A 26,849-nucleotide genomic window follows, 5' to 3' on the forward strand; every position below is an offset into this window, starting at 1 on the left:
GTGGTTCAGCTGGTCGCTGGATCAGATCTCGTCGACCGTGGTGGCGGAGTTGGGCCGGCGGGAGAGGTCGATGCCGAGCTCTTCCGCGGCGCGGTACACCTCGTCGTCGGACTCCTTCATCTCGATCTGCACGCCGTCGCTCGAGAGCACCTCGACGTTCAGGCAGAGCGACTGCATCTCTTTGAGGAGGACCTTGAAGGACTCCGGGATGCCCGAGTCGGGGATGTTCTCGCCCTTGACGATCGCCTCGTAGACCTTGACGCGGCCCGGGATGTCGTCGGACTTGATGGTGAGCAGCTCCTGGAGCGTGTAGGCCGCTCCGTACGCCTCGAGCGCCCACACCTCCATCTCGCCGAACCGCTGACCGCCGAACTGCGCCTTACCACCCAGCGGCTGCTGCGTGATCATCGAGTACGGGCCGGTCGAGCGCGCGTGGATCTTGTCGTCGACGAGGTGGTGGAGCTTGAGGATGTACATGTAGCCCACCGCGACCGGGTCCGGGAACGGCTCGCCGGAACGGCCGTCGAACAGCGCCGCCTTGCCGTCGAGACCGACCATGCGGTCGCCGTCGCGGTTCGGCAGCGTCGTCGAGATGAGGCCGCGCAGCGCGTCCTCCTCCAGACCGTCGAACACCGGCGTGGCCACCGGGACACCCGGCTCGGAACGCTTGGCGTGCTCCGGGAGCTTCTCGCGCCACTGCAGGTCGTCGCCCTCGGCGAGCTCGACGTCCCAGCCTCGGCTGGCGACCCAGCCCAGGTGGGTCTCGAGCACCTGGCCGACGTTCATACGACCGGGCACACCGAGCGGGTTGAGCACGATGTCCACGGGCGTGCCGTCGGGCAGGAAGGGCATGTCCTCCTGCGGGAGGATCTTGGAGATGACGCCCTTGTTGCCGTGACGGCCGGCGAGCTTGTCACCGACGGTGATCTTGCGGCGGTTGGCGATGTAGACGCGCACCAGCTGGTTCACGCCGGCGGGCAGCTCGTCGCCGTCCTCCCGGTTGAACTCGCGCACGCCGATCACGGTGCCGGACTCGCCGTGGGGAACCTTGAGGGACGTGTCACGGACCTCGCGGGCCTTCTCGCCGAAGATCGCGCGCAGCAGGCGCTCCTCCGGGGTCAGCTCGGTCTCACCCTTCGGCGTGACCTTGCCGACGAGCACGTCGCCGGCCCCGACCTCGGCACCGATGCGGATGATGCCGCGCTCGTCGAGGTCCGCCAGGACGTCCTCGGAGACGTTCGGGATGTCCCGCGTGATCTCCTCGGGGCCGAGCTTGGTGTCGCGCGCGTCGACCTCGTGCTCCTCGATGTGGATCGAGGACAGGACGTCGTCCTCCACGAGGCGCTGCGACAGGATGATCGCGTCCTCGTAGTTGTGACCTTCCCAGGACATGAACGCGACGAGCAGGTTGCGACCCAGCGCGAGGTCGCCCTCGTCGGTCGCGGGACCGTCGGCGAGCACGGAGCCCACCTCGACCCGCTGGCCGGCGTCGACCAGCACGCGCTGGTTGTAGCTCGTGCCCTGGTTCGAGCGGCGGAACTTCGCCGCGCGGTACGTGGTCGTCGTCGCGTCGTCGTTCTCGACCGTGATGAGGTCGGCGGAGACCTGCGTGACCACACCGGGCTTCGCCGCGACGATGACGTCACCGGCGTCGACGGCGGCACGGCGCTCCATGCCGGTACCGACCAGCGGCGCCTCCGAGCGCACCAGCGGCACGGCCTGACGCTGCATGTTGGCGCCCATGAGCGCGCGGTTCGCGTCGTCGTGCTCGAGGAACGGGATGAGCGCGGTCGCGACCGACACCATCTGGCGCGGCGAGACGTCCATGTAGTCGACGTCGGCCGCCAGGATGTCGTCCGTCTCGCCGCCCTTGGTACGGACCAGGACGCGGTCGAGCGCGAAGGAGCCGTCCTCGTTCAGCGTGGTGTTCGCCTGCGCGATGACGTGACGGTCCTCGTCGTCGGCCGTGAGGTAGACGACCTCGTCGGTGACCTTGCCGGCCACGACCTTGCGGTACGGCGTCTCGATGAAGCCGAACGGGTTGATGCGGCCGAAGGACGCGAGCGAACCGATCAGGCCGATGTTCGGGCCCTCCGGCGTCTCGATCGGGCACATGCGGCCGTAGTGCGACGGGTGGACGTCACGGACCTCCATGCCTGCGCGGTCGCGAGAGAGGCCGCCCGGGCCGAGCGCGGAGAGTCGACGCTTGTGCGTCAGGCCCGCGAGCGGGTTGTTCTGGTCCATGAACTGCGACAGCTGCGAGGTGCCGAAGAACTCGCGGATCGAGGCCACCACGGGACGGATGTTGATCAGGGTCTGCGGCGTGATCGCCTCGACGTCCTGCGTCGTCATCCGCTCGCGCACGACGCGCTCCATCCGGGACAGACCCGTGCGGACCTGGTTCTGGATGAGCTCGCCCACGGCGCGGATGCGGCGGTTGCCGAAGTGGTCGATGTCGTCGGTCTCGACGCGGACCTCGTAGGGCTCGCCGTCACGGGTGCCGTCGAGCGTGGCCTTGTCGGCGTGCAGCGCGGCGAGGTACTTGATCGTTGCGACGACGTCGGTCACCGACAGCGTGCTCTCGCTCAGCTCGGCGGAGACGCCGACCTTCTTGTTCATCTTGTAGCGGCCGACCTTCGCGAGGTCGTAGCGCTTCGGGTTGAAGTAGAAGTTCTCGACGAGCGCGCGACCGGCCTCGACCGTCGGGGGCTCGCCCGGACGGATCTTGCGGTACAGGTCGACGAGGGCCTCGTCCTGCGTGTGGACGTGGTCCTTCTCGAGGGTGTCGAGGATCGTCGGGAACTCGGCGAACTCCTCGCGGATCTCCGACTCCGTCAGGCCGAGCGCCTTGAGCAGCACGGTCACCGGCTGCTTGCGCTTGCGGTCCACGCGCACGCCGACGGCGTCGCGCTTGTCGATCTCGAACTCGAGCCACGCACCGCGCGACGGGATGATCTTGGCGGAGTAGACGTCCTTGTCGCTCGTCTTGTCCGGCGTCCGCTCGAAGTAGACGCCCGGGGAACGCACGAGCTGCGAGACGACGACGCGCTCGGTGCCGTTGATGACGAACGTGCCGCGGTCGGTCATGAGCGGGAAGTCGCCCATGAACACCGTCTGGCTCTTGATCTCACCGGTGGTGTAGTTGACGAACTCGGCCGTGACGAACAGCGGGGCCGCGTACGTGAAGTCCTTCTCCTTGCACTCGTCCACCGTGTACTTCGGGGGCTCGAAGCGGTGGTTGGAGAAGGAGAGCGACATGGACTGGCCGAAGTCCTCGATCGGGGAGATCTCCTCGAAGATCTCCTCGAGACCGGAAGCGTCCGGGACGTCGTGCCGACCGGCCTCGACCGCGGCCGCGACCCGGGCCTGCCAGGCCTCGTTCCCCAGGAGCCAGTCGAAGCTCTCGACCTGGAGCCCGAGGAGGTCGGGCGCCTGGAGCGGCTCGTGGATCCGGGCGAAGGAGACGCGGCGGGAGGCGGTGCGGTTCGCGATGGCGTCGGCGGACGGAGCAGAAGGGGTGCGCGAGGCAGCCAAGAGGGGTCCTTCCCTGCAGTTCGATGGCACGCTGTACGCTCGTGCTGCGACGGGCGCCGAGCCGCGGGCGAAGGGCCGCCACGACGAGCCACCGGGGCGTGACCACGGTGGGCTCAAGAAGGCGGGACATCGTCGGCGGGGAGGGGCGTCAGGGCACAGGCGAGCGCAAAGCGCTAGCGTAGCCGAAACCGGGGACCGTGTCCACCCGCGGGGGCACGCGAGCAGACGCCCTCGGCTTCGCTGATTGTGAGGACGTTGTCTCGGTGGCCGCCATATGCCGCCCAAGAAACGGTAGCCACTCACATTACCGCCCGCCAGGGCCCAGGACCACCTGGACGGCGGAGCCGTTGCTCACACTCCCCCGGTTCCACACAGGTTCCCCACGCGGGCACGACGAAGGCCCGCTCCCCGAGGGGAACGGGCCTTCGTGCCGGAGACTCACCGCGACCGAGGTCGCGGCATCACCCGTGAGTGCGGCTCAGGCCGCGAGGCTCACTTGAGGGTGACGGTGGCGCCGGCGCCCTCGAGCGCCTCCTTGGCCTTCTCCGCGGCGTCCTTGTCGACGCCCTCGACGACCGGCTTCGGCGCGCCGTCGACCAGGTCCTTGGCCTCCTTGAGACCGAGGGACGTGAGCGCGCGCACCTCCTTGATGACCTGGATCTTCTTGTCGCCGGCCGACTCGAGGACGACGTCGAACTCGGTCTGCTCCTCGGCAGCCTCGGCCTCGCCGCCACCGGCGGGGGCGCCCGCGGCAGCCACGGCGACCGGAGCGGCGGCGGTGACGTCGAACTTCTCCTCGAAGGCCTTCACGAACTCGGAGAGCTCGATGAGGGTGAGCTCCTCGAAGGCGGACAGGAGCTCGTCGGTGCTGAGCTTCGCCATGATGTGGCGTTCCTTTCAATCAGCGCTTCGCGGGCCGGACGGCCCGCCAGAAGCAGGGGTTGTGTGTCTGGGCGGCCGCCAGGTCAGGCGGCGACGCCCTCCGAGTCCTGCTTCTGACGCAGGGCATCGATGACTCGGGCGACCTGGGCCGGCTTGGCGGAGAAGGCGTACGCCGCACGCGTCAGCGTGGCCTTCAGCCCACCAGCCACCTTGGCCAGCAGAACCTCGCGGGACTCGAGGTCCGCGAGCTTCGTGATCTCCGCAGCGGTCAGCGGGTTCCCGTCGAGGACACCGCCCTTGATGACCAGTGCAGGGTTCGCCTTGGCGAAGTCACGCAGGCCCTTGGCGGCCTCGACCGGGTCCCCGGTCACGAACGCGATCGCAGAGGGGCCCTTGAGGTCGGCGTCGAGACCCTCGACACCCGCCTCCTTGGCCGCGATCGTCGTCAGCGTGTTCTTCACCACGGCGTAGGTTGCGTTGCCGCGCAGCGACCGCCGCAGCTCCTGGAGCTGCGTGACGGTGAGCCCGCGGTACTCGGTCAGCACGGCCGCGTTCGTCTCACGGAGCTGGTCCGCGATCTGCGCGACGGCGGCTGCCTTGTCCGGCCTCGCCATGGCAATCCTTCCGGTGGTGGAGCCACCGGTCACCCCGGGAAAGAGAAAGAGCCCCGGCGCAGGCGCACGGGGCTCGGAAACACACAGCGGAACTGTGGGATCGTCGTCTGTGTCACCTGCGCAGGCCCCCGCTCTTCGCGGGACTTCGGTCTGGCGCGTCCACCTGCGTGGGCAGCGCCGGACGACCGGCGGTCTTGGGTTACTCGAACACCTTACACGACGACGGCGGCGGTGCGGCACCCGAGGCGGGAGGCACGCGTCACAGCGGGCCTCACCGAGTTCTCGAACGTGGCAGTGCTACCACTCGCCCGACCTTCCGAAGCAGACCAGGGGAACGGGCTCCGGCTCGTCCACGATGGCGTTCGCCAAGGCCACGCCCGGCCGTGTCCCTGCCTTCAGCTCCCGGTGCAGCGCCGGCATGACACGCACGGCGACGTCGTCTCGCAGGGGCGCGACGGCCGCGACCACCGCACGCGCACCCATTCTCAGCAGCACACTCGTCAGTCCCAGCGGTTCTCCCCCGTGGCGCATGCTCATGGACCCGACGTCGCACGCCGAGAGGACGACAACCGATTGCGACAGGTCCCGCCCGTCCAGCTCGTGCGCGAACAGCGGCCCGTCGGCCAGCGCGAGGCGAGAGAACATCGGGTTCTCGGGCTCGTGCGTACCGTGCGCCGCGATGTGGACGACGGCGGCGCCCCCGATGGCGTCTGCCACCGCCTCGCATCGCGCGTCCTCACCGGTCAGACATCTGGTCGTACCTCGCCAGACATCCGCCACCGCACGCGCCTCGGTGGGTGCACCGCTGAGATCGGGACCCGCGACCGCGACCCCCCGTCCTGGTCGCCAGCTCCCGGTGCCGCGGTCGACCCACGAGTTCACCACGGTCGACAGACCTCGCCGAGACGGCAGCGCCGCCCAGGGAAGAGAAACCAGGCGGTCGCGGGCAGCGACGAACACCGGGCCGGTGACGTCCAGCTTCCGGAGCAGGACGTCGTCCACCCAGGTGAGCTCACGCGTCAGGGACCGCAGGGCCGTCCCGCGCAACGGAGCCGGGATGAGCGAGTTCGCGACGATCCGAAGGTCGGCCCGCATCCGGTGTGCATGTTCTCTCAGCTCGTCGACGGCAAGGAGATCCACCAGACGTGAACCCTCCTGGTCCACGCGGAGGACGAGCACGCGGCCACGACGCAACGTGAAGTTGAGGATCACTCTGTCGTCGCCGGCTGCGCTGAGGTCTGCCTGCATCCCACGTGCGGTGGCGGGTTGTGGAACCTCCGCGTTGCCGCTGACGTACCACGACCGTTCTCGCGCGCGGTTCTGGAGCCTGCGCGCCTCCCGGTGCAGACGACTCTGCTCGTCGGCGGCGCCTGGGGTCGCGCGGAGCTGTCGGGCCCGGTCGAAGAGCCGCCTGGCGCCGGCGACGAGCGCGGCCGTCTCCTCGTCGTCGGGTGGATGCACACGGCCTGCTCCGGCAAAGGTGGCACGGCCTCGCTCCAGTGCGTCGAAGACGGAGGCCGCCCGCCCGGTGGCGAGCGCTGCGTCCACATCGACGTGCTGGAGACGTATGCCGTGTGCGGCCGCGGCTGTCACCGCCTCGACAGCCCCCAGCCTCTGCCGCTGGGTCGCGAGGAGGGAGTGTCCCCGCCGCACCGCACGAAGGCCCGCTCGCCGGTCCCCTCCCCCGAACGCCACAAGAGCCTGGACCACCTCGCGACGCACCCGCGCGCCGAGCGGCAGGTCTCTGCTCGACGGAACACGTTGTAGCTCCCCCTGGGCCTCGGTCGCCCTTCCCGCCCGGGCGAACGCCTCGGCCGCGACGAGGCTTGCGTCGACGGCGACACGTTCGGCTCCTGCTGTCGACTCCGCTCGCTCTCGGAGCCCCGTGGCAGCCTGGGCGAGACGCTCCAGCTCCCGCGACCTGCCGCTTCCCTCCTGGTGACGTCCGTGCTTCGCATCGAGAACGATGAGCTCCGCCCGGAGCTCGACGAGCACGAGTCCTGCCCGCCGTGCACGAGCACTCGCCCGCTGCGCCAGGCGACCCGCCTCCTCGTTCCGGTCGAGCGCGACCAAGCAGCGGGCCCGAGTGATCTGCGCGTCCAAGAGGTCACGAGACCCATGACTCGCCGCGAGCAGCTGCGAGGCCTCGGTGAGCGCCGCCTCAGCGTCCGTCAGCAGCCCTGCCTCCAGCAGCACCGTCGCCTTGTCGACCAGTCCGACGCCGGCATGCTCAGGAGGTGCCGCCGACGCGGCCGAGTCCATCGCTCGCAGTGCGGCCGGCAGGTCGCCACGCAGGTAGTACGCATAGCCCAGGTTGTGTTCCGCCATCGGACGGAACACCACCTCCGCGTCACCGCGAGCGAGATCGCGACACCTCTCGAAGTCGCGAGCTGCCGCCTCGACATCACCCCGCTCGAGATGGAGCGACCCACGGTTGAGGAGGGCTGGGACCATCTCCTCCTCGTCACTCATGTGCTCGAGTGCCGCATCGAGCTCGTGCCTGGCGCTCCGGAGATCGCCCGTACGAAGGAGCTGCAACCCCCTGTTCCCACGAACAGTGGCCACCAGTGCATCGTCGTTCGCGTCCCGCGCCCACCGCGCAGCCTCGTCGAGGACGTCCAGCACCGATTCCTGCCCGGCGCCGAGCTCTGTGCTGCAGGCGGCCAGCCCGACGAGTGCGCGCGCACGCACCGCGGAGGCCTCCGCCCGAGGCACCCCATCACCCAGCGCGTCGAGCCGGCGCAGAGCTGTGCGGTACATCTGTGCGGCACGTCCGAAGTGGCGATTCACGCGGGCCCGGGCGCGGGCATCGGCCACCTGAGCCATCACGGCGGCCAGCCCGTCGTCCATCGGTCACCCCATGTCTGCTCACCCAGGCTCGGCCGCGCCACCGAGCTCGAGGCCGGTCGCGGCGGTCACCGCATCCCAGATGTCCCTGACTCTCCCCTCGACAGTAGCGTCACCAGCATCGTGACGAGGAACCCGGACCGCGAGCAGCTCCCTGGCGATCTCTCCGGCGAGGACCGGTGCCGCGAACGACGTCCCGCTCCACGTCGCGAAGCCGCCTTGAAAACCTTCGGGATCGATCGTCGCGCGGTGACTGTCGGCGTACTTCTCCTTCATCCGCACCGACGGCGTCAGAGGGCCGTCCAGCGTCGTCGGAACGGTGCTGACGAGAGCCGCGCCCGGCCGCACGCACGTCACCCACGGCCCGTCGTTGCTGAACAAGGCTGTCGTTCCGTCCGGGTTCCGGGCTCCGACACTGAGGATCGGCGGTCGATCGGCCGACGTGTCACGGGGGCAGGTGATGCGTACCGGGTCGCTTCGTCGATCGACCTCCGGTGCGAAGGCTGCCGGGTACGACGGTCGCGTCTCACCGTCGTTGCCCGACGCCACGACGACGGCGACACCCGACTCCCGGAGCGTGGCGAGCACCTGCGACAACGGATGGTCCCACTGCAGGTCCTCCGGTCGTTCGTGGTAGTAGCCCATCGCCAGCACGACGACGTCGATCGGCACGAACCCCGCGTGCCCGGCGAGCCCGCGCTGGTGGTAGCGGTTCAGCCGACGGAGGGACTCGATGACCTCCGACTCGACGGCCACACCGGCCCCGCCGACGGCGCGGACAGGCAGGATCCGGGCATCGGCACAGACCTGGTGCACGATGCCGGCGATGAAGGTCCCGTGGCCTGCGACAGGATCGAGCGGACCGGTCAACGGAGCGGTGCTGGTCCCGCCGATCTCTGCGTCCTCCTCGGGCGACGCCGCGAGGGGGAACGTCCCGATGGGCCCGTCCGGCAGGCGAGCGTCACGGATCACGACGCCGTTGCCGTCGTCCCTCGACGCGTCTCCCGTGTAGGTCCCGAACCATTCGTGCGTCCCGACACCCGTGTCGACGATCGCGACGACGGGCCGGACCGCACCCGACGGCGTCCTCGCGTCGTCGCCGTCCGGGCGTTCCTGCCGTACGGGGCGGCTGCCGAGCCACTGGACGGGTGCGCGGCCGCCCGACCCCGGAACTCCGTACTCGGGCAGACCGTGCGACGTGAACGGATGCGACGTGAACGGGTGCGAGGTGAACGGATGCGACGTGAACGGGTGCGACGTGAACGGATGCGACGTGAACGGATGCGACGTGAACGGATGCGAGGTGAACGGATGCGAGGTGAACGGGTGCGACGTGAACGGGACCGCGAGCATGACGTGGTCCAGGCTCAACCGCCATCCTGTCGTGGTGTCGTCGGCGTCGGCCTCGAGCACCTCCCACGCGTCGGGCTGCCGGTCCGGCCGGTCGGTCAGCAGGCGGAGGACGAACCCGAACTCAGGGTCGACGCGGTCCAGCAGGTCCGCTCGTGATGACCTCGCGGTCGGCTCGACATCCTGCCTGAACCGCACCTCGAGACCGACTCGACAACCCTGCCTGCGCGCCTCCCGCTCGACCAGAGTGGCCGATTCCTCGGACTCCGGCGCGGCCACCTCGAGGACGTCGCTCGATCCCCCGGCGTCATCAACCTGTCGAAGACGCGCACGGATGCTCTGTGGTAGATCACCGTGGACCAGGAGTCGGTCGGCCAGATACCAGGTGGGCCCCACGTCGTGCCGGCCTGGACGGCGCCGCACCGAGTTGGGGTCGAGGTACCGGACGACAGGACCCGGTCCTCGCATGCTCGGACCGACAGGGCTCTCGCTCACGTGCTCCTCCTCAGGGGCGGGCACGGAAGCGCCCGCAGGTCAGACAGGAATGGGCGCTCTACAGCTCGATGACGGGTGTCGTGATGGGGACGTCGTCCTGCTCGACGAGCAGGCTGGCCAGTCCGCGCGGCACGTCCTCGAGGACGAACCGTCCGTCGTCGTCCGCGGTGCTGCGGTGGTCGCCGTCGGGACGGCGCAGGACGATCGTCAGCGTGTCCGCGGGCGCGATCCAGCCGTCGACACGCACCGTCCGCGGAGTGTTGCCCGGAGACAGCGCGATCATCACGGTGAGCCGTTCGTGCGTGAAGGTGATGGTGCGGGTCTCGAGCGGCGGCGCGTCGCTGCGTACCGTGCCCGCGGGCGCCTCGAGGACCATGAGCTCCATGACCTCCGACTCGAGGCCTGCGAGGGTGATGGCGAACAGCGACCGCTCGACGAGCCCGTCCGGCACCGGGTCGAGGCGCTCGTCCAGCTCAGCGAGCCGGGCGAGCAGGGCGACGTCCGAGGCGTCCAGCGGGTCCTCCGCTCCGGGGACGTCGTCGAAGTAGGTCATGTCCATGAGGTCTCCCCGTGCTCGGTGAGGAGGGTGCGTAGCTTGGCGAGGCACCGTCCCCGGGTGGCGCCGATGCTCCCGACCGGCATGCCGATCGCGGCGGAGATGGACCGGTAGTCCGGACGGTCGGCGAGGGAGACGAGGCGCAGCAGCTCCTGGCACCGTGCCGGCAGCTCGCGCAGCGCACCCCACAGCAGCCGGTCGCGCTCGTTCCGCAGGACCTCTGCCTCCGGACCCGGGGTCGGGTCAGGCAGGGTCGCGGAGGTCTCGGTGTCGTCGTCGGGCAGGTCCGTGCGCCGCTGCTCGTCGGCACGTGCCTTGCGGACGACCTCCCAGGCGGCGCGGCGAGCCGTCACCAGCAGCCACTTGAGGGTGGCCTTGGGCTCGGCGATCGACTCCACGTGGCCGACGAGCGCCGCCCACGTCTGCTGGACGACGTCGTCGGCCGCCTCGCGAGGCACGCCCTGGGCGCGCACCGTGCGCCACAGCAGCGGGGTCGCCTCGCGGACGAACTCGCTCATGGCGTCTACGTGACCCTCGCGGTACCCCAGCAGCGCTGCCGCCGCTCGGTCACCGAGGCTCTCCGTCTCGGGTGGGCTGGTCATCTCTCGTCGGGCGTCCTCGTGGTCCTGGCCGCCGGACGCTCCGGCGGCTGCCCACGAGCCTAGGGCGGGGCGTGGGGACGCGCGGCGTCCTCCGGGTCCGCCCATGACATTTCACCCTCCGCACGATCAGCTCTGTCGTGGGGAGGGAGGCGGCAGGGCTCCGTCTGATACATCGACCCACGGATCGTCCGTGCCGGGCACGACGACGGCCCGGCACCCTCGCGAGAAGGGCACCGGGCCGTCGTGGCGCGGAGAGCGGTGTCAGCTCTCCATCAGGCGCGTGGTGCGCGACTGGTCGAGCGGGATGCCCGGGCCGAACGTCGTCGCCAGCGTCGCCTTCGTGATGTAGCGGCCCTTCGAGGACGACGGCTTGAGCCGCAGGACCTCGTCCAGGGCGGCGCCGTAGTTCTCCACCAGCTGCTCCTCGGAGAACGAGGCCTTGCCGATGATGAAGTGGAGGTTCGCGTGCTTGTCGACGCGGAACTCGATCTTGCCGCCCTTGATGTCGTTCACGGCCTTGGTGACGTCCATGGTCACGGTGCCGGTCTTCGGGTTCGGCATGAGGCCGCGGGGACCGAGGACCTTGCCGAGACGACCGACCTTGCCCATGAGGTCCGGCGTGGCCACGGCCGCGTCGAAGTCGGTGTAGCCGCCGGCGACCTTGGCGATGAGGTCGTCGCCGCCGACCTCGTCGGCGCCGGCCGCCATGGCCTCCTCGGCCTTCGGGCCGTTCGCGAACACGACCACGCGAGCGGTCTTGCCCGTGCCGTGCGGCAGGTTGACCGTGCCGCGGACCAGCTGGTCCGCCTTGCGCGGGTCGACGCCGAGGCGGAAGGCCACCTCGAGGGTCGCGTCCGCCTTCGAGGAGGCGGACTCCTTCGCCAGCTTCACGGCCTCGAGGGGCGTGTAGAGGTTCTCGCGGTCGATCTTCGCCGCGGCGGCGCGGTACGCCTTGCTGCGCTGTGCCATCTGCATGTCTCCTTGCTGCAGTCGTGGTTCGTCGGGTCTGCGCAGACCCTCCCACGTGCCCGACGACTGTCGTCGGGACTTGTCGTCCCTGGTGGGACTCCGGCGGTCGTCAGTCCGCGACGGTGATGCCCATCGAACGAGCGGTGCCCGCGATGATCTTCTTCGCGGACTCGATGTCGTTCGCGTTGATGTCCGGCATCTTGGTCTCGGCGATCTCCCGGACCTGGTCCTGGGTGAGCTGAGCGACCTTGTCCGTGTGCGGCGTCGCCGAGCCCTTGGTCACACCGGCGGCCTTCTTGATGAGCTCCGCGGCCGGCGGGGTCTTCGTGATGAACGTGAAGGAGCGGTCCTCGTAGACCGTGATCTCCACCGGCACCACGTTGCCGCGCTGCGACTCGGTGGCCGCGTTGTAGGCCTTGCAGAACTCCATGATGTTCACGCCGTGCTGACCCAGTGCGGGCCCGATCGGCGGGGCGGGGTTCGCGGCCCCGGCCTGGATCTGGAGCTTGATGAGACCGGCGACCTTCTTCTTGGGAGGCATGGTGCTTCCCCTCTCTGTGTCATGGGCCGACGCCGTGGGCGATGACCCGGTTGCATGACGTCGTTCGTGCGGAGGGCCGGAGGTCCGGCGCTCCGGTCAGATCTTGGCGACCTGGTTGAACGACAGCTCGACCGGGGTCTCCCGGCCGAAGATGGAGACGAGGACCTTGAGCTTCTGGGCCTCGGCGTTGATCTCGGAGATCGTGGCGGGCAGCGTGTCGAACGGACCGTCCGTGACGGTCACCGACTCGCCGACCTCGAAGTCGACCTCGATGGAGGGCTGCGCGGACGCGCCTCCGGTCGCCCCGCCGGCGCCGCCGGCGGACGGCTTGGCGGGCGAGTCCTCGAGCATCGTCGGGGCGAGCATCCCGAAGACCTCGTCCAGCGACAGCGGGACGGGCTGGTGGGTGTGGCCCACGAAGCCGGTGACTCCCGGCGTGTGACGCACGGCGCCCCACGACTCGTCGGTGAGGTCCATGCGCACCAGGACGTAACCGGGGATCCGGACGCGGCGGACGGTCTTCTTCTGCGCGTTCTTGATCTCGGTCACCTCCTCCATGGGGACCTCCACCTGGAAGATGTAGTCCTCCATGTTGAGGCTCTGGGTGCGGTTCTCAAGGTTCGCCTTCACACGGTTCTCGTAGCCCGCGTAGGAGTGGATGACGTACCAGTCACCGAGCTGCGCGCGCAGCATGCGACGGAGCTCGTCGGCGGGGTCCTCGATCTCCGCGGTGACGTCCGCGTCGTCAGAAGTGGCCGCAGCCTCCTCGTCGGCCACGGGCGCGTCGTTGTCGGCCTCGACGCCGGTGGCGTCGGGCTGCGTGGGGTCGACGTTCTCCGCCTGCTCCAGAGGGTCCTGGGACACGAACGAACCTGCTTTCTGACTTCGGATGTGGGTTGCGGCCCGGGCGATCGTGGGCTGGACGGGATCAGTTCCCGAAGAGCCAGCCGGCACCCTGGCCGACGACGAGGTCGAGCCCGGTGATGAAGAGCATCGCCACCGTGACGAACACGATCACGACGATCGTGTAGTTGATCAGCTCCGACCGGGTCGGGGTGACGACCTTGCGGAGCTCACCCACGACCTGCCGGACGAACAGCGCGATGCGGGCGAAGACGCCACGACGCTCCTTGCCCGTTCCGGCACCGTGCGTCCCAGCGGCCTCAGCCGGCAACTCGCTCACTTCGACCTACCCCGTTTCGCGATCACACCGCAGCCACGCCGCCTGCCGGCGACGTACCCACGGCACAGACTCCTGGCGTTCGGGTCACACATGTCGCATGGCCCCGCTGCGCGCGGCCCCGCGGGGGATCACGCTGGCAGGGTAGACAGGACTCGAACCTGCAACCTGCGGTTTTGGAGACCGCTGCGCTACCAATTGCGCCACTACCCTTCGTGCCCGACGACGTCGCACCGGTCGAGCCCCGTGAGGGCGCGGTCCAGCATGGCGGCCGTCAACCACCGAGGGACAACTGTACGCGACGCGACGCCGTGGGTCGAACCACGTCGTGTCCACCGACCGGTGGACGCCACGTCCCACCGTACGGACGTCCCGCCCGGACCGCGCGGTCGGGAGGCTGGGTCCATGACCACCGCGACGACACACTCCCCCAGACCCGCCGCACCGAGCAGGAGCAGCCGAGCCGTGCACGTCCGCGGCCTGCGCAAGCGCTACGGCGACAGACGCGCCGTGGACGGGCTCGACCTCGACATCGACCAGGGCGAGATCGTCGCTGTGCTCGGGCCGAACGGCGCGGGCAAGACGACGACGATCGAGATCCTCGAAGGTTTCCGGACCCGCGACGCCGGCGAGGTCCGCGTCCTCGGCGAGGACCCGGCGTCGGCGGGCCGGGCCTGGCGGGCACGGCTCGGCGTCGTGACCCAGGACTCGCGCGACCAGGCCGAGCTGACCGTGGCCGAGACCCTGCGGTACACCTCCCGCTACTACCCGGCGCCCGCGGACCCCGGCACCGTCCTCGACACGGTCGGGCTGACCGCGAAGAGCGACACCCGCGTCCGCGGCCTCTCGGGCGGGCAGCGGCGCCGCCTCGACGTCGCCTGCGGCATCGTGGGCCAGCCGGATCTGCTCTTCCTCGACGAGCCGACGACGGGATTCGACCCGCAGGCGCGCCGCTCCTTCTGGGAGATCGTGCGGGCGCTGCGTGACGGCGGCACCACGATCCTGCTGACGACCCACGACCTCGACGAGGCCGCGTACCTCGCCGACCGGGCCGTCGTCGTCCGTGACGGGCGGGTCGTCGCCACCGGCACGCCCGACACGCTCGGCGGGCCCGAGGCCCGCGTCCCGGTCGTCACGTGGTCCGCCGACGGGGTCACCCACGACCGCCGCACCACGACACCGTCCGCGCTCGTCGCGCACCTCGTCGCGACGGCGTCGGGCCCCGACGGCGAGGTCGCCGACCTGCGCGTCACCCGCCCCAGCCTCGAGGACGTCTACCTCGGGCTCGTCGGGACGGAGGCCCACCGATGAGCAGCACGACAGCACGCCGCGCGACGACCACCACGGCGAGGCCGCCCTCGACAGCACCCCTGCCCTCCGTGCCGAGCCTGGCGCTGACCCGCGCCGGCCTGGAGCTCCGTCAGTTCTGGCGCGAGCGCGACGCCGTGATCTTCGTCTTCGCCTACCCGATCGTCATGCTCGCGATCTTCGCCACGGTCTTCGGCGCGGAGGAGCAGGGCGGTCCGGTCGCCTCCGTGGACTACGCCCAGTACTTCCTGCCGGGCATGGTCGCGACGGGGATCATGCTCACGAGCTTCCAGTCGCTCGCCGTCTCCATCGCGGTGGAGCGCGACGACGGGACGCTGCGCCGGCTGCGGGGCACCCCGCTGCCCGTGACGTCGTACTTCGGCGGCAAGGTCCTGCTGACGCTCGCGACGTCGGTGGTCCAGACGGCCGTGCTGCTCGCCGTCGCGGCATGGTTGTACGACGTCCCGATGCCCGACGACGTCTCCCGCTGGGCGACGTTCGCCTGGGTCTACGTCCTCGGCACCGCGACCGGTGCGGTCTGCGGCGTCGCGTTCTCCAGCGTCCCCCGGTCCGGGCGGTCGGCGTCGGCCGTGGTGACCCCTGTCGTACTGATCCTGCAGTTCGTCTCCGGCGTCTTCTTCGCGTTCTTCGCCCTGCCGGGCTGGATGCAGACCGCGGCGTCGGTCTTCCCGCTCAAGTGGCTCGCCCAGGGGATGCGCTCGGTGTTCCTGCCCGAGGACATGGTGGTCCTCGAGACCGGCGGGTCCTGGCAGCTCGGGGCCGTCGCTGCTGTACTGGGCGCATGGCTGATCCTCTGCCTCGTGATCGGCGTCCGCACGTTCCGCTGGCGGCGGCGTGACGACGGCTGACCCGGTGGGCGACGACCGCGACGCCGGACCTCCCGGCGACCTCGGCGACGACTGGGACCGGCAGGTGGTCTGGTGGGACGTCGCGTTCGTCGCGATCGTCCTGCTCACGGCCGTCGCCCTGCCCGTCAGCGGGCAGTCCGGCCGCGAGCTGTGGGTCGCGTACGGGGCGATGGCAGCGATCCTCGTCGCCTACGCGGCATGGGGCGCGCCGGCGGCGCGGTCGCGGGACCAACGACGCGCAGCCGCCTACGTCTCGGTGCTCGTCGTCGCGACCACCGTCGCGGTCTCCCAGGGCGGCCTGGCGACCTTCCTGCTGTTCGGGGCCTTCACCCAGCTCTGGATGCTGCTCGAACCTCCTCGCCGGGCCGTCCTCGCGTCGGTGGTCCTGGCCGTCGCGACGACGTTCGGGCTCGCGTTCGAGGCGGGACTCTCCACCCGGGGGCTCCTCGCAGCGGCGCCGCACATGGCGATCGCGCTCGCCTTCGCGCTGACGTTGGGGCTCTGGACCGCGACGTGGATGCGACGCTCCGAGGATCGGGCCCAGCTCCTGCACGAGCTCCGGTCCACGCAGCACCAGCTCGCGCAGACCCACCACGCGGCAGGGGTGGCGGCCGAGCGCGAACGGATGGCACGCGAGATCCACGACACCCTCGCCCAGGGGTTCACCAGCGTCGTGACCCAGGTGCAGGCCGCCTCCGCCGCGCTCGACCGCGGCGAGGAGCAGGCGGCACGCGACCGGCTCGCCGTCGTCGAGGCGACCGCCCGGGACAACCTGGCCGAGGCACGAGGGCTCGTCGCGGCGTTCGCACCGGTCCCGCTGCAGGACACCACGCTCGCCGAAGCGCTCCGACGCCTCGCGGAACGGTTCACCACCGAGACGGGCACGGTCGTGCGGTTCGACGTCGAGGGCGAGACCGACGCGGCCGACGGCCTCGACCCCGCCGGGGCGGCGTCCGACGTCGTGCTCCTGCGTGCGGCGCAGGAGGCGCTGACGAACGTCCGCCGACACGCAGGAGCGTCGGCGGTCGCCGTGCGCCTGACCCGTTCCGACGCGGCTGTCGAGCTCGAGGTGTCCGACGACGGCCGCGGCCTGCCCGCTCAGTTCGCCGAGGGGTTCGGACTGTCGGGGATGCGCGAACGGGCCACGGCGGTCGGCGGGGTGCTCGAGGTCGGCCCCGCCGCCCCGCGAGGCACCCGGGTACAGGTCCGGCTACCGGTGAGTACGTCGTGACGATCCGTGTGCTCGTCGTCGACGACCACCCCGTCGTCCGCTCCGGCATCGTCGGCATGCTGGCGGGCGAGCCGGACGTGCACATCGTCGGCGAGGCGGCCGACGGCGAACGCGCGGTGGCCCTGGCCCGCGAGCTCTCCCCCGACGTCGTCCTCATGGACCTGCGGATGCCCGTGCTCGACGGCGTGGGCGCGACGGAGCAGATCGCCCGGGACGTCGCGGGCGGACCCCGCGTCGTCGTGCTCACCACGTACGACACCGACGCCGACATCCTGCGTGCGGTCGAGGCCGGAGCGACGGGATACCTGCTCAAGGACGCACCCCGGGCCACGCTGGTGGCCGGCGTCCATGCCGCGGCCCGCGGCGAGACGGTGCTGGCGCCGTCGGTCGTGACACGGCTGATGACCTCCGTGCGCACGGCGGAGGAGCGCCCGACCCCGCGCGAAGCCGAGGTGCTGCGACTGGTGGAGCGCGGGTTGTCGAACGCCGCGATCGGCCGCGAGCTGTTCATCGCCGAGACGACCGTCAAGACGCACCTCCTGCGCGCGTTCGCCAAGCTCGGCGTGGACGACCGCACCGCGGCGGTCACGGTGGCCCGACGGCGCGGCTGGCTCACGTAGTGCCAGACTGTCAGGGTGCGCGACCTGGCGAAGCTCCCCAAGGCCCACCTCCACCTGCACTTCACGGGGTCGCTCAGGGTCTCCTCCCTGCGTGAGATGTCCGCCGAGCACGGCATCCGGCTGCCGTCCGCGCTCACCGACGGCGTCGCCCTGCGCGTCCCCGCCGACGAGCGCGGCTGGTTCCGTTTCCAGCGGCTCTACGACGCCGCCCGCCACTGCGTCCGTTCCGAGGCCGACATGCGCCGGCTCGTCGCCGAGGCCGCGGCCGACGACGCCGCCGAGGGGTCCGGTCGGCTCGAGATCCAGGTGGACCCCACCTCGTACGCCCCGTTCGTCGGGGGCATCACCCCGGCCGTCGAGATCGTCCTGGACGAGGCGCGTGCCGCGAGCGCCGCGCACGGGGTGGAGGTCGCCGTCGTCGTCGCCGCCTCTCGCATGCGGCACCCGCTGGACGCGCGGACGCTGGCCCGGCTGGCGGCCCGGTACGCCGGCGACGGGCCGGGCGAGATCGTCGGGTTCGGGCTGAGCAACGACGAGCGCCGGGGCGACACCTCGGAGTTCGCCGCCGCGTTCCGCATCGCCCGGCGGGCCGGGCTGGCGTCGGTGCCGCACGGCGGCGAGCTGCTCGGCCCGGCGCACCTGCGCGAGGTCGTGGGGGCGCTGACACCGGACCGGCTCGGTCACGGGGTGCGCGCGGTGGAGGATCCGGCCCTGCTGGGATCGCTCGTCGAGTCCGGGGTGGCCCTCGAGGTCTGCCCGGCCTCCAACGTGAGCCTGGGCGTGTACGAACGGGACGACGACGTCCCTCTGCGCACGCTGGTCGACGCCGGTGCCCAGGTGGCGCTCGGGGCGGACGACCCGCTGCTGTTCGGCTCACGCCTGGTGCAGCAGTACGAGACCGCCCGCACCGTGCACGGCTTCAGCGACCCCGAGCTCGCCGACCTCGCCCGGGCTTCCGTCCGGGGCTCACGGGCCTCCGAGACGACGCGCAAGCGTCTGCTCGCCGGGGTGGACGACTGGCTCTCATCTCCGTCTCATCCGGCCGCGGGATGATCCGCGCATGACTCGCCCGACGCTCCGTCTGCTCACCTGGGCGCTCGTCGGGCTCCTCCTGGTCGCGGCCGGGGTCGCGGTGGCCGCCGCCGTGTCCGGCGAGCCCGAGGACCGCGACGTCGGGAGCGTCGTCGTCATCACCCCCTCGCCCGAGCCGTCGCTCCCCGCCGGCCCGACGCCCTCCGATCGTCCGACGCCGTCGGAGCGCCCGGCCCGGGAGGACGGCGAGGTCGCCCCGGTGCCGCCGGCGGTCGACGACGATGACGACGACGAGGACGACGACGACGATGACGAGGACGACGACTGATGGCCCTCGTCACCGACCCGGCCCGTGGCCTCACCGTTCGCACCCGCATCCTGGCCGCCCTGCTCGCCCTCACCGTGCTCGCCGTCACCCTGGCGGGCGGGACCGCCTACCTCCTCGCCTTCCGGCAGGTCGACACCCGGATCGATGCCGACCTCGTGCAGGACGTCGACGAGCTGCGGGCGCTCGCGGAGTCCGGCGTCAGCCCCGTGACCGGTGAGCCGTTCTCCTCCCCGGAGGATGTCGTCGTCACGGCGATCCAGCTCACCGTGCCGAGCCGCAACGAAGGTGTGATCGGTCTGCGTGCCGGGAAGAGCCCGCTGGTCACGCAGCAGGCGGTGACGGTCCACCTGGAGGACGACGCGGCCTTCGTCGAGGCGGTGACCCCGCTGGTCGACGCCGAGCAGGCCGTGCTCCGGTCGGTGCAGACCGCGTCGACCGACTACCGCGCACTCGTGGTCCCCGTGGCGTCGCTCCCCGGCGCGCAGGCGGACTCCGCGGGCGCCCCGGCCGCGCTCGTGCTCGCCTACGACCGGGCCGCGGAGCACGCCGTGACCCACGCCGTCTTCCGCGGCTACGCGCTCGTGGCCCTCGTCGCGCTGGTGGTCACCGGCGTCGTGGGCTGGCTGCTCGCCGGACGGCTGCTCCGGCCGATCCGCCTCCTCGCCCGGACGGCCCAGCAGATCGGCGACACCGACCTGTCGGCGCGCATCCCCGAGACCGGCAACGACGACCTCACCCAGCTCACCCGAGCCTTCAACGGCATGCTCGGTCGGCTGGAGGAGTCCTTCGAGGCACAGCGACGGCTGCTCGACGACGTCGGGCACGAGCTCCGCACACCACTGACGATCGTGCAGGGCCACCTCGAGCTGATGGACCCGCACGACCCGGCCGACGCGGCCGACACCCGCGACCTGGCGCTCGACGAGCTGGACCGGATGCGCCGCCTCGTCGACGACCTCGTGACCCTCGCCACCGTCGGGCAGCCGGACTTCGTCCGTCCCGCCCTCGTGGACCTCGGGCGCCTCACCGACGACGTGCTCGACAAGATCCGTCCCCTCGGCGAGCGGACCTGGCTCGTGGACGACCGCACCGACGCGTTCGCCCTCGCCGACGCCCAGCGACTGACCCAGGCCTGGCTGCAGCTCGCGGCGAACGCCGTGAAGTTCTCGGACGACGGCAGCGTGGTCGCGATCGGCTCGCGCATCAGCGACGACGGCTCGCGGGTCCACCTGTGGGTGCGCGACGAGGGCGTCGGGATCTCGAGCGAGGACGCCACCGCGATCTTCGACCGGTTCGCTCGCGGCGACCACGGCGGAGACCGGCGGGACGGGTCCGGGCTCGGCCTCGCGATCGTCGCCGCGATCGCCGAGGGTCACGAGGGGACCGTCTCCGTGGACTCCGTCCCCGGTCACGGCGCCACGTTCACCATCGACCTGCCGGTGATCGCCCGTCCCGCGGCCACGCCGACCGACACCCGACCAGACGGAAGGACCGACCCGTGAGCCAGATCCTCGTCGCCGAGGACGAGTCCCGCATCGCCTCGTTCATCGCCAAGGGACTGCGCGCCGCCGGCTACGCCAGCACCACGGTGGGCACGGCCCGCGAGGCGTTCGACCTCGCCGCCTCCGGCGACTTCGACCTGCTCGTGCTGGACCTCGGGCTGCCCGACCAGGACGGGTTCACCGTGCTGCGCCGGCTCCGCGAGGCGAAGGTCGCTATGCCCGTGATCATCCTGACGGCACGGACCTCGGTCTCCGACACCGTGGCAGGCCTCGAGGGCGGCGCCGACGACTACATGCCCAAGCCGTTCCGGTTCGAGGAGCTCCTGGCGCGCATCCGGCTGCGGTTGCGCACCGAGCCCGGCGGCGACGTGACCGTCCTGAGCCACGGCGACCTCAGCCTCGACCTGCGCACCCGGCGGGCTCGTGCCGGTGACGTCGAGGTGGACCTCTCCGCTCGCGAGTTCGCCCTCGCCGAGGCGTTCCTGCGCAACCCCGGGCAGGTGCTCAGCCGCGAACAGCTGCTCTCACGGGTGTGGGGCTACGACTTCGACCCCGGGTCCAACGTGGTGGACGTGTACGTGCGCTACCTGCGCAACAAGCTGGGCGCGGAACGGTTCGTCACGGTCCGCGGGATGGGGTACCGGTTGGCGTGACGGCTCCGTCTCGTTCGCCGGTCGACGACGAAGGGTGGGTCGGGGTTCCTCGCGCCGTCGCGCTCACGGTCGCTGCGCGACCTGCGCTTCCCGTCTGACGACGGCGCGAGGAACCCCGACCCACCTTTCTGGATGACTGCCGGCCGGTCGGGCTTCAGTCCGCCGAGGGGGCGGACGGCGCCGACTGGGCGCTCTGGGCGCTCTGGGCCGACTGGGCAGAGTCGGCCGACTGGGCGCTCTGGGGGGACACCGGGCTGACGGGGCTCGTCGCCGAGACCGGGCTGACCGGCGAGCCGGGGGTGTCCGTCGTCGGGGCCGTGGTGGCGCTGGCCACCGAACCCGCGGTGACCGTGGTGATCGACGTGCTGTTCTGCACGGCGGCCGGCGACGGCGAGGCCGACTGGGTGTCCGTCGCGGTGCTGGCCCCCGGGTCGGTCACAGCACCGGTCGTGTCGTCACCGACAGTGACGGCCGACGAGACCACCTTGTCCGACGGCGCGTCGAACGTCCCCTGCGCAGCGGCCATCGTGGTACCCAGCGCGACCGCTCCGAGCGCTCCGCTGACGATCCAGACGTTGCGTGCCTTCATGAGTTCCAGCTCCTTCGTGGCGAGGACCCTCGGTCCGTCGGTGCAGCCCTCCGGCTGCCTGATGACTCAAGACTCGCGGCTCCGGGTGAGACGTCGAGGAGGTCGAGGTGAGAGGACTCTCAGAAACCTTCGACCGCCGCCACGAACCGCTCGGCGACGTCGATCCAGCCGGACGCGGTCGCAGCGTCCGGCGCCCCGACGGCGAGCGAGACCACGACGGCGGCCGCCCGGGCCCGCAGCACCACCGGGTCCACCGCGGCACCGAACCCCGCCAGGCAGCGCTCGACCAGCCCGTCGACGCCGTCGTACGTCCCGGGCGCGAGGCCCGGCAGCACGGCGAGGTGGGCGACGGCGCATGCCAGGTCGTCGACCAGGTGGCCGGGACCCAGGGTGTCGACGTCGAGGACGCCCGCCGGCCGCGGCGCGGCGCCCGGCCCGGCGTCCCCGAGCACGATGTTCGCGGCGTGGAGGTCGCCGTGCGTGGTCACGACCGGGCCCAGGTCCCGGCCCCGGACGGCGTCACGCACCCCGGCCGCCAGCCGGTCCAGCCGCGCGGGGTCGATGCCGTGCCCGTCCGCGAGCGCCGCGGTGTACTGGTCGAGCCGCTCCGCCCAGGGCGCACGGCGCGGCAGCCGGACGCCCTCGGCGGGCAGCGCGGCGGCCAGGCGCAGGAGGTCGGCGGGGTCGAAAGCGTCGGGCTGCCGGTGCGCGGGCGTGGCCGCCAGGTGGTCGGCCAGCGGTCGGCCGACGAGCTCCGCGAGCACCACGACACCGTCGTCGCCCCAGGTCAGCACCCGCGGTGCGGCGAGCCGGTCCTGGGCGGTGAACAGCTCGTGCCGCTGCACGAGGGCGGCCGCCCGCGCGGGCCGGACCACCTTGACGTACAGCGTCCCGATCGTGGTGCGGGCTCGCAGCACGGCCCGCCGCATCGGCCGGTAGGTCACGGTCTCCAGCGACAGGACGTCGGCGGCGATGCCGGCCTCGCGCAGCCGCGCCGTCAGTCGCGCCGGTGTGGTGCCGACCGGCATCCCGGGCAGCGCCGGGTCGTGCGGGTGGCGCCAGACGTGCAGGAGGTGCGTGCCGTCGTCGAGCCGCACCACGCCGTCGTCCAGGGCCGTGCTGTCGGCGCCGGCGTCCAGGCCCGCCGCGCTCGTGGCGAAGAGGTGCTCGTGCGCGCTGGTGTCCGCGCCGTCGTCCCGGCGACGCGCGACGACGTCGTAGGCCACCGTCAGCTCCGCGCCCGGGCGTGCCTGCACCTCGCGCACGTGCCAGGTGTCGAGGCTCGCGCCGTCGGCCCCCAGCGCGGCCGCGAGGACCGCGCCCGCCGACGGACCGGTCAGCAGGTCCCGCCAGACGCGGTGGTCTGCGGGCGAGGTCCGGGAGGCAGAGGTCTCGACGGTCATACGGCCATCCGATCGCACTCGAGCGGGTGGGCGGTGAGAGCCGGATGAGAGTCCTCTCATCCGGACCGTCGGGCGAGCGGTACCCGGGGACGACGGCGGACGGCACCTCAGCGGGACGCGCCCGGGAACCGCTCGGCGTACGGTGCCAGGCATGGACCGGTCCCACACCGGCGAGGACGCGCGAGGTCCGCTCGACCGGCGGCGGCCGCGCCTGTTCCTCGCGACGGCACTGGCCGTCGTCGTCACGGTCGGCACGCTGGGCGCCTCGCACTGGCGTCCCGGCGAACGACCGCTGGACGTGCTGGGGCTCGGCCTGGCGCTGGCGTCCCCCGTCGTCGTGGCTGCGCTCGTGCGGCGCCCCGTGGTGGCGGTCCTGCTCGCCGCGACCGCCGTCGGCAGCTACCTCGCGCTCGGCTACGCGTGGGGTCCCGCGATCGGCGGGTTGCTCGGGGTGCTCGTCACGGTCGCCCTGACCGGCCCGGCACGGCGAGCACGCGTCGTCGCCTGGTCCGGGGCGGTGGTGGGCTGGGGCGCGATCCTGGCGGCGGCCGCCCTGCGCACCGACGTCCCCCGGCCCGCCGGCATCCTCGGTGGGATCGCGTGGACGGCCGTCGCGCTGCTCGTGGCGGGTGCGGTCCGCGAACGGTTCGCCCGGGTGGCGGCGCACCGGGCCGCCCGCCTCGAGCGGGAGCGCACCGCCGTGGCCACCGAACGGCTCCGCATCGCCCGCGAGCTGCACGACGTGCTGGCCCACTCGCTGTCCGCGATCACCGTGCAGTCCGGCGTGGGGCTGCACCTGCTGGAACGCGACCCGGAGCAGGCCCGCTCCGCGCTCACGTCGATCCGCGCCACCAGCCGTGACGCGCTCGACGAGGTGCGCGCCGTCCTGGGCGTGGTCCGGCTGGAGGACGGCGCCGTCGTCGCCGGCGACCACGTCCCCGCACCCGCCTGGGACCTGGCGACGCTCCCGGCGCTCGCCGAGCCCCTGCGTGCGCTCGGGACCACCGTGCGGTTCGACGCGGAGCCCTTGCCCGAGGTCCCGCCGCACGTCGCCGGGATCGCCTACCGCGTGGTCCAGGAGGCCCTGACCAACGTGGGCCGGCACGCGCAGGACGCGCGCGCCGTCGTCGTCCGCCTCGACCGCCAGGGTGGGTCGCTCCGCGTACGGGTGAGCGACGGAGGCCGCCCGGGCGACGGACCGACCCCAGGCCCGTCCGGACACCCGGGGTACGGGTTGCGCGGGATGCGCGAGCGGGTCGAGGGCGCCGGCGGGACCCTGTACGCGGGCCCGACCCGCGACGGGTTCGCGGTCGATGCGACGATCCCGTGGGCGAGCCCGCCGCACGACGCGGGCTCCGGGACGCAGGAGGACACATGATCCGGGTGCTGCTGGCCGACGACCAGGCGTTGGTGCGCGGCGGGTTCCGCGCCCTCCTGACGGCCGAGGACGGCATGACGGTGGTCGGCGAGGCCTCCACCGGGCACGACGCCGTCCGCCTCGCCCTCGAGCTGCTCCCCGACGTCGTGCTCATGGACGTCCGCATGCCGGGGCTCGACGGCCTGGCGGCCACCCGGCGGATCGTCGCCGACCGGCGGGCGAGCCACGTGCACGTCGTCGTGGTGACGACCTTCGAGCTCGACGACTACGTGGCCGAGGCCATCCGGGGCGGCGCGACCGGGTTCCTCGTCAAGGACACCGAGCCGGCGGACCTGGTCCGGGCGGTGCGCGTGGCCGCCGCCGGCGACGCCCTCCTCTCCCCCGGCGTGACGCGACGGCTGCTGGCCCGGGTCGCCGCCGCCACCCGGGAGGTGGTGCCGCCGCCCGGGCTGGCCGACCTCACGGACCGCGAGCACCAGGTCCTCGTCGAGGTGGCCGGCGGGGCGTCCAACGAGGAGATCGCCCGCCACCTGCACCTCTCCGAGTCGACCGTCAAGACCCACGTGTCGCGCGTGATGACCAAGCTCGCGGCGCGCGACCGGGCCCAGCTCGTGGTCACCGCCTACGAGGCCGGCGTGGTGCGGCCCGGCTGGTCGGGCTGACCGGCCGGGCGGCACCCCGGGACGACGAGGATCGGCACCCACGGGGGACGACGGCGAGCGCCTCGACCGCGACCGTGGGACCAGGCCCGCACCACGCGCGGCCACGACCCGAAGGAGACCGACATGCTGACCACCGTGGCATCCGTCGCCGCCCACCCCGCCTGGTCGGGCGGCGGTGGGCCGGGCTGGTGGATCGTCTTGCCGATCCTGTGGTTCCTGCTGCTCGCGGCGGTGGTGTTCCTCGTCGCCCGGCGCGCCCGGCACGGCTGGGGCCCGTGGGGCCGTGCCGGGTCCCCCGAGTCGGTGCTCGGCGAGCGCTACGCGCGCGGCGAGATCGACGAGAGCGAGTACCGGCACCGCCTGGAGGTGCTGCGCGCACGCTGACCCCGGCGAGGCTCCCGCGTATCGATGCCGCGGTGCCGTCTGTCCCGATCGACGCCTGCCGTCGTCATGGACGGTGAGATCACCTCACGGTGACGACGTCCAGGTCACGAGACGGTGTCGATCACCGGTCGGACGGCGCCGTGGCTCGCCAAGCGGTCGCCGACGCGGCACGGTGGTACTCCGCGGTCGCGAGCCCGGCCCGACGCGGCCGTTCCGGGAAGGTGTGCACGATGACGAGGACCACGACGACGAGGCGACGACGGCTCACGGCAGCCGGTATCGGACTCGCACTGTTGCTGGTACCCGGCTGCGCGACACTCACCGGGACCGAGGGGCAGGAGCCCACGTCGGCAAAGTCGAGCACGGCTGCGACCACGCCGACGGCTGCCCCGCAGGCCTCGCCCGGTTCGGCCGACGCCGTCACGGACCTGCCGTCTCCGGAGGGCCTCCCGACCGAGCGCCCCTCGGCGGCCGCGTCGCCGTCATCGGACGCGGGCGACGCCGAGGCGGACGACGCCGACGACTCGGCGGTGGACGAGGCGAAGCAGGCCGAGGCGAAGGAGCGCGGCTCTCAGGACAAGAAGGGCAAGGGCTCCGGCAAGAAGGGGGCCGAGGCGAAGGACGAGGCGCCCGACTGGCCCGCCTACGGGGCGTCCGGCAAGCAGGTGACCGCCCTGCAGCAGCGCCTGGTCGACCTCGGCTACTTCCTGCCGGAGGTCGACGGGCGGTTCGGGCCCGCGACCCAGCAGGCGGTGTGGGCCCTGCAGAAGGCCGCCGGCCTCGGGCGGGACGGCGTCGTCGGGCCCCAGACGCAGAAGGCGCTCGACTCGGGCGCCCGGCCGTCACCGCAGTCGTCGTCGGGCAAGGTCGTGGAGATCGACCTGTCCCGACAGCTCCTCATGACGGTCGAGGACGGCCGCGTCACCCGCGTGCTCAACGCGTCGTCCGGCAACGGCGAGACGTACGAGGCCAGGGGCCGCACGTACACGGCGAGCACCCCGCGGGGATCGTTCGCGGTGTACATGGAGCGCAACTATCTGCACGAGTCGACGCTGGAGCTGGGTTCGATGTACCGGCCGAAGTACTTCCACGGGTCGTTCGCCGTGCACGGGTCGGGATCGATCCCGCCGTGGCCGGCGTCGCACGGCTGCGTCCGCGTGTCGAACTCCGCGATGAACTGGCTCTGGGACACCTGGGGCATGTCGAAGGGCACCCCGGTCGTCGTCTACTGACCCCCTCCCGCGCCCGCCCTCCCTCCCGCGGTGGGGGGGGCCCCCCCCCCCCCGGGGGGCCCCCCCCCCCCCGGGGGGGGGCCCCCCC

Annotated in this window: 25 protein-coding genes and 1 tRNA gene; 12 read left to right on the forward strand and 14 right to left on the reverse strand. The window is 72.0% G+C overall.

What is annotated here, in order from left to right; genetic code table 11:
- Positions 1-21: 21 nt before the first annotated feature.
- The 12 genes from rpoB to ACH5HR_RS13710 form a co-directional block, all read right to left on the reverse strand.
- A complete protein-coding gene (gene rpoB, locus ACH5HR_RS13655) occupies positions 22-3,534 on the reverse strand; it encodes a DNA-directed RNA polymerase subunit beta (RefSeq protein WP_416478321.1) in 3,513 nt (1,170 codons plus the stop codon).
- Positions 3,535-4,026: 492 nt separating this feature from the next.
- Complete coding sequence (gene rplL, locus ACH5HR_RS13660) at positions 4,027-4,416, reverse strand: 50S ribosomal protein L7/L12 (protein WP_402372502.1); 390 nt, start codon at positions 4,414-4,416, stop codon at positions 4,027-4,029.
- An 83-nt stretch (positions 4,417-4,499) separates the two neighbouring features.
- Positions 4,500-5,030: a 50S ribosomal protein L10 gene (gene rplJ / locus ACH5HR_RS13665; protein WP_402372505.1), complete on the reverse strand. Its 531-nt coding sequence runs from the start codon at positions 5,028-5,030 to the stop codon at positions 4,500-4,502.
- A 297-nt stretch (positions 5,031-5,327) separates the two neighbouring features.
- Positions 5,328-7,880, reverse strand: coding sequence for a CHAT domain-containing protein (locus ACH5HR_RS13670; RefSeq protein ID WP_416478323.1), 2,553 nt, complete (start codon positions 7,878-7,880; stop codon positions 5,328-5,330).
- An 18-nt stretch (positions 7,881-7,898) separates the two neighbouring features.
- Positions 7,899-9,425, reverse strand: coding sequence for a S8 family peptidase (locus tag ACH5HR_RS13675; protein ID WP_416478325.1), 1,527 nt, complete (start codon positions 9,423-9,425; stop codon positions 7,899-7,901).
- 355 nt (positions 9,426-9,780) lie between these two features.
- Positions 9,781-10,281: a hypothetical protein gene (locus ACH5HR_RS13680; protein ID WP_402372512.1), complete on the reverse strand. Its 501-nt coding sequence runs from the start codon at positions 10,279-10,281 to the stop codon at positions 9,781-9,783.
- Entirely contained in the window at positions 10,272-10,796 is a 525-nt protein-coding gene (locus ACH5HR_RS13685) for an RNA polymerase sigma factor (protein ID WP_416478326.1), read from the reverse strand. Before ACH5HR_RS13685 ends, ACH5HR_RS13680 begins: the two co-directional genes overlap by 10 nt.
- A gap of 345 nt (positions 10,797-11,141) precedes the next feature.
- Positions 11,142-11,849 (reverse strand): 50S ribosomal protein L1, encoded by a 708-nt coding sequence (rplA, locus tag ACH5HR_RS13690; protein ID WP_402372516.1) that lies wholly within the window; start codon positions 11,847-11,849, stop codon positions 11,142-11,144.
- Positions 11,850-11,958: 109 nt separating this feature from the next.
- Positions 11,959-12,390 carry a 50S ribosomal protein L11 gene (gene rplK, locus ACH5HR_RS13695; protein WP_402372519.1) on the reverse strand — a complete coding sequence of 144 codons (432 nt, stop codon included), beginning with the start codon at positions 12,388-12,390 and terminating at the stop codon, positions 11,959-11,961.
- A gap of 96 nt (positions 12,391-12,486) precedes the next feature.
- The gene (gene nusG, locus ACH5HR_RS13700) at positions 12,487-13,254 is read right to left on the reverse strand and encodes a transcription termination/antitermination protein NusG (protein WP_402372521.1); all 768 of its coding nucleotides are present in this window, start codon (positions 13,252-13,254) and stop codon (positions 12,487-12,489) included.
- Between the two features lie 64 nt (positions 13,255-13,318).
- The gene (gene secE / locus ACH5HR_RS13705; protein WP_402372522.1) at positions 13,319-13,573 is read right to left on the reverse strand and encodes a preprotein translocase subunit SecE; all 255 of its coding nucleotides are present in this window, start codon (positions 13,571-13,573) and stop codon (positions 13,319-13,321) included.
- Between the two features lie 134 nt (positions 13,574-13,707).
- Positions 13,708-13,783: transfer RNA gene (locus ACH5HR_RS13710), tRNA-Trp, on the reverse strand.
- Positions 13,784-13,975: 192 nt separating this feature from the next.
- Here ACH5HR_RS13710 and ACH5HR_RS13715 point away from each other — a divergent pair.
- Genes ACH5HR_RS13715 through ACH5HR_RS13750 form a run of 8 tightly spaced genes read left to right on the forward strand, consistent with a single transcriptional unit; the run spans position 13,976 to position 21,113 of the window.
- Positions 13,976-14,881 carry an ABC transporter ATP-binding protein gene (locus ACH5HR_RS13715; protein WP_416478329.1) on the forward strand — a complete coding sequence of 302 codons (906 nt, stop codon included), beginning with the start codon at positions 13,976-13,978 and terminating at the stop codon, positions 14,879-14,881.
- Positions 14,878-15,747: an ABC transporter permease gene (locus tag ACH5HR_RS13720; RefSeq protein WP_402372526.1), complete on the forward strand. Its 870-nt coding sequence runs from the start codon at positions 14,878-14,880 to the stop codon at positions 15,745-15,747. The genes ACH5HR_RS13715 and ACH5HR_RS13720 overlap by 4 nt, the downstream gene beginning before the upstream one ends.
- Positions 15,734-16,978 carry a sensor histidine kinase gene (locus ACH5HR_RS13725; RefSeq protein WP_402372529.1) on the forward strand — a complete coding sequence of 415 codons (1,245 nt, stop codon included), beginning with the start codon at positions 15,734-15,736 and terminating at the stop codon, positions 16,976-16,978. Before ACH5HR_RS13720 ends, ACH5HR_RS13725 begins: the two co-directional genes overlap by 14 nt.
- Positions 16,975-17,598 carry a response regulator gene (locus ACH5HR_RS13730; protein WP_402372530.1) on the forward strand — a complete coding sequence of 208 codons (624 nt, stop codon included), beginning with the start codon at positions 16,975-16,977 and terminating at the stop codon, positions 17,596-17,598. The genes ACH5HR_RS13725 and ACH5HR_RS13730 overlap by 4 nt, the downstream gene beginning before the upstream one ends.
- A gap of 15 nt (positions 17,599-17,613) precedes the next feature.
- Positions 17,614-18,651 carry an adenosine deaminase gene (locus ACH5HR_RS13735; protein ID WP_402372532.1) on the forward strand — a complete coding sequence of 346 codons (1,038 nt, stop codon included), beginning with the start codon at positions 17,614-17,616 and terminating at the stop codon, positions 18,649-18,651.
- 7 nt (positions 18,652-18,658) lie between these two features.
- Entirely contained in the window at positions 18,659-18,958 is a 300-nt protein-coding gene (locus ACH5HR_RS13740) for a hypothetical protein (RefSeq protein ID WP_416478331.1), read from the forward strand.
- A complete protein-coding gene (locus ACH5HR_RS13745; protein WP_402372537.1) occupies positions 18,958-20,460 on the forward strand; it encodes a sensor histidine kinase in 1,503 nt (500 codons plus the stop codon). Before ACH5HR_RS13740 ends, ACH5HR_RS13745 begins: the two co-directional genes overlap by 1 nt.
- Positions 20,457-21,113, forward strand: a complete 657-nt coding sequence (locus ACH5HR_RS13750) for a response regulator transcription factor (RefSeq protein ID WP_402372539.1) — start codon at positions 20,457-20,459, stop codon at positions 21,111-21,113. The genes ACH5HR_RS13745 and ACH5HR_RS13750 overlap by 4 nt, the downstream gene beginning before the upstream one ends.
- A 154-nt stretch (positions 21,114-21,267) precedes the next feature.
- Here the strand turns inward: ACH5HR_RS13750 and ACH5HR_RS13755 are convergent, their stop codons facing one another.
- Positions 21,268-21,702, reverse strand: coding sequence for a hypothetical protein (locus tag ACH5HR_RS13755; RefSeq protein ID WP_416478333.1), 435 nt, complete (start codon positions 21,700-21,702; stop codon positions 21,268-21,270).
- 119 nt (positions 21,703-21,821) lie between these two features.
- Complete coding sequence (locus ACH5HR_RS13760; RefSeq protein WP_402372543.1) at positions 21,822-23,105, reverse strand: phosphotransferase family protein; 1,284 nt, start codon at positions 23,103-23,105, stop codon at positions 21,822-21,824.
- 151 nt (positions 23,106-23,256) lie between these two features.
- Here ACH5HR_RS13760 and ACH5HR_RS13765 point away from each other — a divergent pair, with 151 nt between their 5' ends.
- The 4 genes from ACH5HR_RS13765 to ACH5HR_RS13780 all read left to right on the forward strand — a co-directional run bounded on the left by ACH5HR_RS13765 (position 23,257) and on the right by ACH5HR_RS13780 (position 26,761).
- On the forward strand, positions 23,257-24,483 hold the full coding sequence (locus tag ACH5HR_RS13765) for a sensor histidine kinase (protein WP_416478334.1): 1,227 nt from the start codon (positions 23,257-23,259) through the stop codon (positions 24,481-24,483).
- Positions 24,480-25,145 (forward strand): response regulator, encoded by a 666-nt coding sequence (locus ACH5HR_RS13770; RefSeq protein WP_402372549.1) that lies wholly within the window; start codon positions 24,480-24,482, stop codon positions 25,143-25,145. The genes ACH5HR_RS13765 and ACH5HR_RS13770 overlap by 4 nt, the downstream gene beginning before the upstream one ends.
- Positions 25,146-25,268: 123 nt before the next feature.
- Entirely contained in the window at positions 25,269-25,529 is a 261-nt protein-coding gene (locus ACH5HR_RS13775; RefSeq protein WP_402372552.1) for an SHOCT domain-containing protein, read from the forward strand.
- Between the two features lie 230 nt (positions 25,530-25,759).
- Positions 25,760-26,761, forward strand: a complete 1,002-nt coding sequence (locus ACH5HR_RS13780; RefSeq protein ID WP_416478336.1) for a L,D-transpeptidase family protein — start codon at positions 25,760-25,762, stop codon at positions 26,759-26,761.
- The last annotated feature ends 88 nt before the right edge of the window (positions 26,762-26,849 follow it).

Source organism: Isoptericola maris, from assembly GCF_048065335.1.
GTDB lineage: Bacteria > Actinomycetota > Actinomycetes > Actinomycetales > Cellulomonadaceae > Isoptericola > Isoptericola rhizosphaerae.